Origin of the sequence: Synechococcus sp. H60.1 (assembly GCF_047462335.1) — a bacterium.
Classification (GTDB): Bacteria; Cyanobacteriota; Cyanobacteriia; order Thermostichales; family Thermostichaceae; genus Thermostichus.
Genome location: NZ_JANSJA010000176.1, coordinates 1 through 7,460, shown reverse-complemented (window position 1 = coordinate 7,460; position 7,460 = coordinate 1). Strand labels below are relative to the sequence as shown.

9 protein-coding genes and 1 pseudogene are annotated in these 7,460 nt (G+C 59.3%); 5 read left to right on the top strand and 5 right to left on the bottom strand.

From position 1 onward, the window contains the following. Positions 1–1,305 carry a metallophosphoesterase family protein gene (locus tag NW852_RS08960; RefSeq protein WP_414370530.1) on the bottom strand — a complete coding sequence of 435 codons (1,305 nt, stop codon included), beginning with the start codon at positions 1,303–1,305 and terminating at the stop codon, positions 1–3. Between the two features lie 117 nt (positions 1,306–1,422). After that, a complete protein-coding gene (locus tag NW852_RS08955) occupies positions 1,423–1,674 on the bottom strand; it encodes an RNA recognition motif domain-containing protein (protein ID WP_011429047.1) in 252 nt (83 codons plus the stop codon). Between the two features lie 379 nt (positions 1,675–2,053). Here NW852_RS08955 and NW852_RS08950 point away from each other — a divergent pair, with 379 nt between their 5' ends. From NW852_RS08950 to def, 4 genes are all read left to right on the top strand, one after another. After that, positions 2,054–2,230, top strand: a complete 177-nt coding sequence (locus tag NW852_RS08950) for an NblA/ycf18 family protein (RefSeq protein ID WP_414363725.1) — start codon at positions 2,054–2,056, stop codon at positions 2,228–2,230. Then, positions 2,230–2,556, top strand: a complete 327-nt coding sequence (locus NW852_RS08945) for a DUF2499 domain-containing protein (protein WP_414370529.1) — start codon at positions 2,230–2,232, stop codon at positions 2,554–2,556. The genes NW852_RS08950 and NW852_RS08945 overlap by 1 nt, the downstream gene beginning before the upstream one ends. Positions 2,557–2,559: 3 nt before the next feature. Further along, the gene (locus NW852_RS08940; protein WP_414363729.1) at positions 2,560–2,868 is read left to right on the top strand and encodes a DUF3593 domain-containing protein; all 309 of its coding nucleotides are present in this window, start codon (positions 2,560–2,562) and stop codon (positions 2,866–2,868) included. Positions 2,869–2,946: 78 nt separating this feature from the next. Beyond that, the gene (def, locus tag NW852_RS08935) at positions 2,947–3,543 is read left to right on the top strand and encodes a peptide deformylase (protein WP_414363731.1); all 597 of its coding nucleotides are present in this window, start codon (positions 2,947–2,949) and stop codon (positions 3,541–3,543) included. 1 nt (position 3,544) lies between these two features. On the opposite strand, the gene NW852_RS08930 is transcribed toward def, so the two are convergent. Next, positions 3,545–3,898, bottom strand: coding sequence for a hypothetical protein (locus NW852_RS08930; RefSeq protein ID WP_414363732.1), 354 nt, complete (start codon positions 3,896–3,898; stop codon positions 3,545–3,547). Between the two features lie 224 nt (positions 3,899–4,122). On the opposite strand from NW852_RS08930, the gene cbiD reads away from it, so the two are divergent. Then, positions 4,123–5,247, top strand: coding sequence for a cobalt-precorrin-5B (C(1))-methyltransferase CbiD (gene cbiD, locus NW852_RS08925; RefSeq protein ID WP_414426662.1), 1,125 nt, complete (start codon positions 4,123–4,125; stop codon positions 5,245–5,247). 191 nt (positions 5,248–5,438) lie between these two features. On the opposite strand, the gene NW852_RS08920 is transcribed toward cbiD, so the two are convergent. Beyond that, positions 5,439–6,905, bottom strand: coding sequence for a hypothetical protein (locus tag NW852_RS08920; protein ID WP_414363736.1), 1,467 nt, complete (start codon positions 6,903–6,905; stop codon positions 5,439–5,441). 233 nt (positions 6,906–7,138) lie between these two features. Then, positions 7,139–7,460 (bottom strand): annotated as a pseudogene (locus tag NW852_RS08915) (hypothetical protein); the annotation flags it as partial.

Sequence of the window (7,460 nt, the reverse complement as noted above, 5' to 3'; positions counted from 1 at the left end):
TTAAAACAAGGGCAATTGCTGCTCTTCCCCTTCAGCAAGGCTTGCAGGATCCGCCTCCTCCCCGTTGGCACTCCCCTCCGACAAGGGATCTGCTGCTTCCGCCAGCAACTGACGGGCAGCCGCCAGCAACTCGTTGCGCAAGGGGGCCAGATCGGCGCGGTCGGCTAGATACTGCTCCAGAGCAGTCAAAGGTTCCAGCCGGCTGGGATCCAGGCCCGGCAGGCGAATACGGCTGGGGCTGACCACGTCTGGGACGAGGGTGTAGCTGAAGGCAGGGGCGAGGGCCTGGTGCAGAGCCCGCTCGTCAACGCAATCGAGCTGGTCGGGACGGAGGCGGTAGATCAGGCGCAGAATAGAGCCGGCCACCGGCGCCTTGGCAATGGCCTCCAGCAGTTTGGCCTGCACCTGCTGGGGGGGATAGGGGGTGAGATCGAGGCGGATGGTGTGAAAGGTGCGGGTGGGTAAGGGCAAAAATTCGTAGCTGGCCCCTGTGGCCGTAACCTCTGCCAACACACAACCCTTTTCCTCTTTTTCCTCCCCAAAGTCTACTCGCTCAATGCTGCCGGGATAGATCACCAACGGCTGCCGACACAACACCTGGTGACGATGCACATGACCCAAAGCCACGTATTGGTAGGCGGGCCGCGCCAGCAGCGAGAGGGGCACCGTCAGTCCCTTGCCCACCGAAAGATGCCGCTCTGCCCCGTAGCGGGCCGTCTCCACCATCACATGGGCCAACAAAATTGCCGGGATCCCTGGCTGCAAAGTGCGGATCTCCCCTTCCAGAGCCAGATTTAGGCGCTGAAGGAGCTGATGAGTGAACACTTCGGCATTGAGATCCAGGCTCTCCTGGCGGGCAAGCAGGGTGGAGCGGTTCAGCCAAGGCAAGGTGGTCACCTGCACCGGGCCGCTGCGAGTTTCAATCCAATGGGTCTGCAGCCGATCCCCCACAACAAATCCTGCCACTCCCAGAGCGCGGTAGATGGCCAAGCTGTTGCCTTCTTGCCCCTGCCCGTACTGGTCGTGGTTGCCCACCAGCAGAACGGTCGGGATCCCGGCATCGGCCAGGCGGCGAAATTGTTGGGCAAAGAGCTCTTGGTGCAGAGGCGGCGGCGTCGCATCGGGAAAGGCATCGCCCCCAAACAGCACCAGATCCACAGCCCGATCGAGGGCACGATCAATGCACAGGCGCAAAGAAGTGACAAAATCCTCCAAACGCGTGTTCAGCCCCGTAGCCGGGTTGATGGAGCCGTAGGCCAAGCCACTGCCCAAATGAATATCGGAAAGATGCAGCAGCTTTACCATCTCAAACAGCCTTAAAGCCCTTCCAGCCGTTGCCCTCACTCCTGCCCGCCATTGCCTGCGTTGCCAACTTTTGGATTGGCACCTCCCTCGGAGTCAGATGAGGAATTCCCGCTGAAGCTAAGCCTGTCGGCGCGGCCTGGCTCGATCCAAACGCAAAGGTCGGCCCATAAATTCCTGGCCGTTGGCGACGTCGATGGCCTCCTCTTCCTCGGCCTCCGTGGCCAAATCCACGAACGCGAAGCCCCGTGTCTGGCCGGTTTCTCGGTCTATCGGAATTGTAACTGACTTAACGTTCCACCTCTGCTGGAAGAAAGCCGCTAGCTCTTCCGTTGAGGCTTTATAGTTTAGGTTTCCCACAAAAATGGTCATGGCAATTCAAGCAAAGCAAGGCGCAAATCGGAAAGAGCGGCAACCAAGGCTCAAGGTACTTCACTTTTATCATGAGGCCCCGCCTAATCGCCCAACATGACAGGATGTAAAGGGATCGCCGCTCAAAAATCTTCGCACTTCCCTATCCAAAATGTGCTTTTATCAAACTTTGCGGGAGTGTACTTTTCCCGCTCCTTTGTTGAGTTTCCCCTCCAGCCCTGGCCGGACCAGGATCCGGAGGCACTTGCCATTTTGTTGCAACTTGTTAAACTAGGTTATTAAGATATGTATTGTCCTGCTTGCAGTGCTTGTCGGGAGCAGCGCTGGGATATCCTAGCGCGAGACTCCCTCCTACCCTAAGAGTCTCAAGGTGACGATAATGGATGAAACGCTAGGTCTCTCTCTGGAGCAAGAATTTCGCCAGCGGGCTTTCGAGACGCTGGTAGCTCGCATGAGCCCTGAGCAGGCCAAGGACATCCTGGTCAAACTGCACAAGCAAATGCTGTTACAGGAGGCCACCTACCGCCAGTTGCTGCGTCATTCCCTCAGCGTCTAATGCATGTCCTTTCGCTTCCCACCTGGTGGATTCATATTGCCAGCGTCTTGGAATGGCTGGCGGCCATTGTTTGCGTGTGGCAGTTTGGGGAGCGAATAGGCCGGCCAGAGTGGCGCGGCTTGAGCTGGGCGATGTTGCCTGCCCTACTGGGGGCAATGTGTGCCATTACCTGGCACTGGTTTGACAACGATCCCGCTCTCAACTGGGTGGTCACTGTCCAGGCGAGCTTGACGCTTCTGGGCAATTGCACTCTAGCCTGGGCCGTCTACCGCATTTGGCGGGCGGAGCAGGCGGAAAAGTCCCTTGGGAGGAGGGATCCAAGCTAGGCAATGGACAGTTTGTTTGCCCTCTCTCTCTTCCCCTATTTGGTCTTCTTGTTTTTCCTGTCGCGGCTGCGCCGGATCCCGCGCCTGGCCCTGATTGGGTTTTGGCTGCTGCTACTGTTTGTGGCCGTTAGCATCCCGGCAGGGTTGTATGCCCAACTCCATTACGGCACTTCCCTAGCCAATGTGGATCCCTTGCATGGGGCGGCAGAGGCTTTTCTCACCCTCTCCAACATTCTGGTGGCTCTGGGCTTCAAACAAGCCATTGACCAACAAGGATCCCCAGAGGCTGAGGACGGCAGCTCCGAGTCGTAGTCATGGCAAACGAACCTGAATGTAGAATGGAGGTCTAGACTGGACGTCTTCTGCTGTTTATTCTGAGAGACCTGCCGGATGGTGGCCACCCTTTCTGTCCCCAAAGCTAAACTGAAAAACCCGCCTCTGCGCATCCATCGGATGGGTGACAAGGTGCTGCGGCAGCCGGCTAAGCGCGTCAGCCAGGTCAACGACGAGATCCGCCAGTTGGCGCGAGACATGCTGCAGACTATGTACAGTGCCGATGGCATCGGCCTGGCAGCTCCTCAGGTGGGCATTCCTAAGCGCTTGATTGTGGTGGATCTCTATCCCGATAAGCCAGAGGTGCCACCGCTGGTGCTGATCAACCCGGAGATCCGCGAGTACCTGGGCGAAGTAGTAGCTGGCCAGGAAGGCTGCCTTAGCATTCCGGGCGTCTTCTGCGAGGTCATGCGTGCGCAGGGGGTGGTGGTTTCATTTAAGGACGAAACCGGGCGGCCCCGCACCCTCCAAGCCGACGACCTGCTGGCGCGGGTTATCCAACACGAAATCGATCACCTCAACGGTGTGCTGTTTGTGGATCACGTGGAGAACGAGCTGCTGTTGGATCAGGAGCTGCGCAAGCACGGCTTCCAGATGCAAGATGTGCAGCGCAAAAACAGCATACTTGCCACCCCTTCACCGCAGCCTCGCTAGGTCATTGCCGCAGGCGCTGCGCCAAGAGCTGTTCTTCTAGGGCGGCAATGCGGTTGTAGGCAGCGGTTAGCTGGGCGCTCAGGCGCTGGATTTGGGCTTCTGGGGCAAGCTCGTGTCCCATGCTGCGGCTGCTTACCCCAGTGGGTTCATCATCCAGCAAAAAGTTGTGGCTCCCATCTTCCACCAAGTCTGAGGTGAGAACGCTGTAACGGGAGGGGGCGGGGACATTTTTTTTAGCCTCCTGCTTTGCCAGAAGAGCAGCCGCCACCTGCTCCGGCATCCGCTCGATGGCAGCTTTCAGCTCCTGAATTTGCAACTCCAGACGCTCAAAATAGTGCTGCACTGCTTCGCTCATAGCTGCCCCGGTTCTGACTCTTTACTTTTATTGAAAGAGATAAGTTCTCGCTCCTCCCCTTCTTCCCCCAGATCATTTAACGATTACGCAGTTGGAGAACTAAACGTCGGCTTCAGGAGTTTACCCTAGCAAGCCAGTCCTGCGGGTTGGCGTTGGCCACAATTGAGACAGGCTCTCTCCAAAGTTTTTTCCAGAGCAGGTTCCTCTCTATTTCCAGGCAAAAAATGCAGGATGCGGTTCTCCCCTCTCCCCAACAGGGCTATACCTTGCCCGTGTTTGCGGTGGCTGCTGCTAAGGCTGCTTTCCACCGTCTCATCGGGATCGCTTTGGAGCAGAACGGCGCTCATCCTGTCATTGCGGTGCAGGTGGAGCCTGAGACGGGATCTGCTGCCGGCTGGGTCAGGATCCCGGTGGAGCAGGTGGCGGCTTTGTCGGAGAACACGGCTCTGGCCATTACCCGCTCGGATCCCGGCCCTCACCTGGATCTCACCCGCAACACACCGGTCTGGGCCTGGGTGAGTTTGGAGGAACGGGATCCCACCGCTCTCCCTTTGCTCCTGGAAGCGGGGGAGGGGCTAGGACGACACGCTGACGGCAGCCCGGCCATCTATGCCTACGCCCGGCGCCTGTTTGAGATCAACCTTTTGTCTGGGATCCCAGAGGGTTATCGGCTGCGGGTGCGCATCATCTTGCCGGAGGGAAAACTCTTGGCGGAGCGGACTTCTAATGCGGCGTTTGGGGTGCTGGAAGGACTGGCTCTCTTGGGAACGCGGGCGGAGGTGGAGCCTTCTGCCGGTGCCGAGAGCCTGGAGCGGGCCCGCTGCGAATTGCAGCAGAAGTTGGAAAAGCACAGGCATCTGGCCTTTTGCGTGGGCAGCCATGGGCAGCAGGTGGCGCTGCGACAAGGGATCCCGGCGGAAGAGATTCTACTGGTGGCCAATTGGATCGGGCCGCTGCTGGTGGAAGCAGGGTTGCGGGGGGCGGAGTCGGTTCATTTGATCGGCTACCACGGCAAGCTGATCAAGCTGGCAGGGGGCATCTTCACCACTTCCAGCCATGTGGCCGATGCCCGCCTGGAAATCTTGGTGGCAGCCCTCATCCGCTGCGGGGGAACAGCCGAACAGGCGCGGCGGGTGCTAGAGCTAAGGACGGTGGAGGCAGCGGTGCAGTATCTGAAGGAGCTGGGCTGGGCAGAGCCGGTGCTGCAGGAGTTGACTCGGCAAATCCGCCAGCGGGCAACAGCCTATGTGCAAAAGTATGCTGCTCGATCCCTGCCGGTGCAGGTAACCCTGTTCGATCGGCAGGGCCAGGTTTGCGCTCAGGTTGGGATCTCCTCCCCAAGCCCTTGATCCCTGCTGTTGTTCCTCACCCCCGGCCCCTCTCCCAAAGGGAGAGGGGAGTTAGGGATCGCACTCCGCGCTGCCGGCACGTTTGCGACAGCGTTGCGTACCAAATAACGACGTAGAGAAACATTTCATTGCTATTTGAATTGCTACTTGAAACGACTCTAATGACCGTCAGGCTAGAGCCGAAAAAAAGGCTAATCTCCCAACTCAGGATCCGGCCGTACCCGCACTTCCATCTGGCGCAGCAGACGCAGCGAGCTTTCCGGCCCGTCGATCATCTGCTGTTCGTTGATCCAGTAGGTGGCAATGCCCAGGTCTTCCAGAAATCGAATGTAGGGATCCGGGGGCGGGCCATCGAAAACGGCCGCCTTCTGGACGGAGAAGCCCTGTTCGATCCAGGGGGTGAGGGCAAAGCGCTCGTAATAGAATAATTGCCCCACCACCTCCTGCAGCGCCTCTGCCGCATCTTTGTGGTGTAGCAATTTCACCTCGGCCAAAAGCAGGTTTCCATCTGCCACCGCCAGGAAGTCAAACGTGTGCTGGTCTTCCCGCACCTCCAGGCCGGCCAGGCGGAACCAGCGGCGAAAGTGGTGCAAGATCTCGTTGTGGCGCTCGCTGCGCTCCAACTGACGCCGACGGCGACGCTCTGCCATCAGCGGGTCTGTCCCCGCACAGGAAGGGATCCCACTGCTGCGAAACTGGGGTGGCTCATCCGGATCCAAGACCACCTTACCCCCGGCAGGTTGATGGAGAAGGGGCGGCATCTGGGGCAACAGCTCGGCGGATCCCCACTCCACCTCTGGTTGCGCTGCCAAAGCGAGCAGATGGCGATTGAGAGGGTGCTCAGGGTGGGTGTCGAACAACAGCTTGAGTTGAGAGTGGCTGAACTGAAAATCCAGACGAAACTGCTCCACCGAAAGGCTGCTCCGCCCCTTCTGCAGAGTCTCCTGGCCAAAGTAGAGCATCACCAGCAGAGGATAGATGGGCAGGGGGCGATGGGGCGGGATGAGCATGGCCCACATGTCCTCGGTCCAGTGGGGGAGCAAAATCTCCGCTTGCTTGCCCTTGCCCACCACCTGCAGCATTTTGGGATGCCCCGGTTGCCAGCCACAAGGGTGATCGTCGAAGCCGCAGGTTTGCCGCCCTTGATCCACGCTCAAGGGGTAGCGCCCGTCGTAGAGGCGAAAGGGACACAGATCCCGGTCTTCGGCCAGAAAACGCTCGTCCTGCCACAGATGGGCTGCCAGGGCATGACAACCAATGCCCTCCTGGCTGTTACAAGCTTTGAGCCAGCGCCGTTCTGCTAGTTTGCCGCCCACTTTGCTTGGCGCCAGGGGCTGGACAAGGCCATTTTCCCCTTGGTTGAACAAGGGCCACACCAAGGGCTCCCCCGTCTCCGGCAGGGTGGGCAGCAGGGGGTGGACTTTGCTGTAGAAGGGATCGCAAATGCGCTGGGCCACCTGCTGCAGAGGCAGGCCATGGGGGGAGCCCACCGCCGGCAGAAGGGATCCCGAGCCGGCCTGGGCGCGATGGTACTGGATGGCCAGCGCCACCTCCACTCCCACCGGACGCAGTTCCGGCGTCAACTGCCGATAGCGCTGCAGCAGCCGCGAGGCTTGCACAAACAGGTCGTAGCGACGAACTGGAACTGCGTCAGCCATAAGGTTGCCGGGGAAATTCTTCGCCGACTTGAGCGAAAGTTGTCTATGGATTTGCTTCTCGGTCTCAAACAAGATCGAGATTGGGTTTGTTGTCTGTGCAAGGGCCGCAACTGCCGAGCGCCGCGGCCCGAAGGCTCGTTTCGCTTGGCACCAGGTCAGTTGTCAGTGTAGTAGAGAAACCCCGGCGCGGAAAGATTTTGCCGCTTGCCCCCGCCAAAACCAGCGGCAACAGGCTAGCGTCGCAGCCACCAAGGAAACCAAGGAAAGGGAAAGGGGCGCTCGGTTTCGGCGTCGCGGTCGTACTCGGTCGGGCGGCCCGTATCTGGCTGGATTACCAGGCTGCCCACATAGTCGGCCTCTCGATAGACGCGGTCAATCTGGCGGTGAATTTGGGCCATATCCTCGGCGGAGACCACGCCGTTGTCGGTGGCTTTGTAGAACTGGATAGTGACCCGAATGGGAAAGCGGGGATCCCGTTCGATGTCGAGGTTGTTGATCTCGGTGAAGGGGCCCTCCACCTCCCCGTGGCCGATGACGGCAGCTTCTACATTGCTA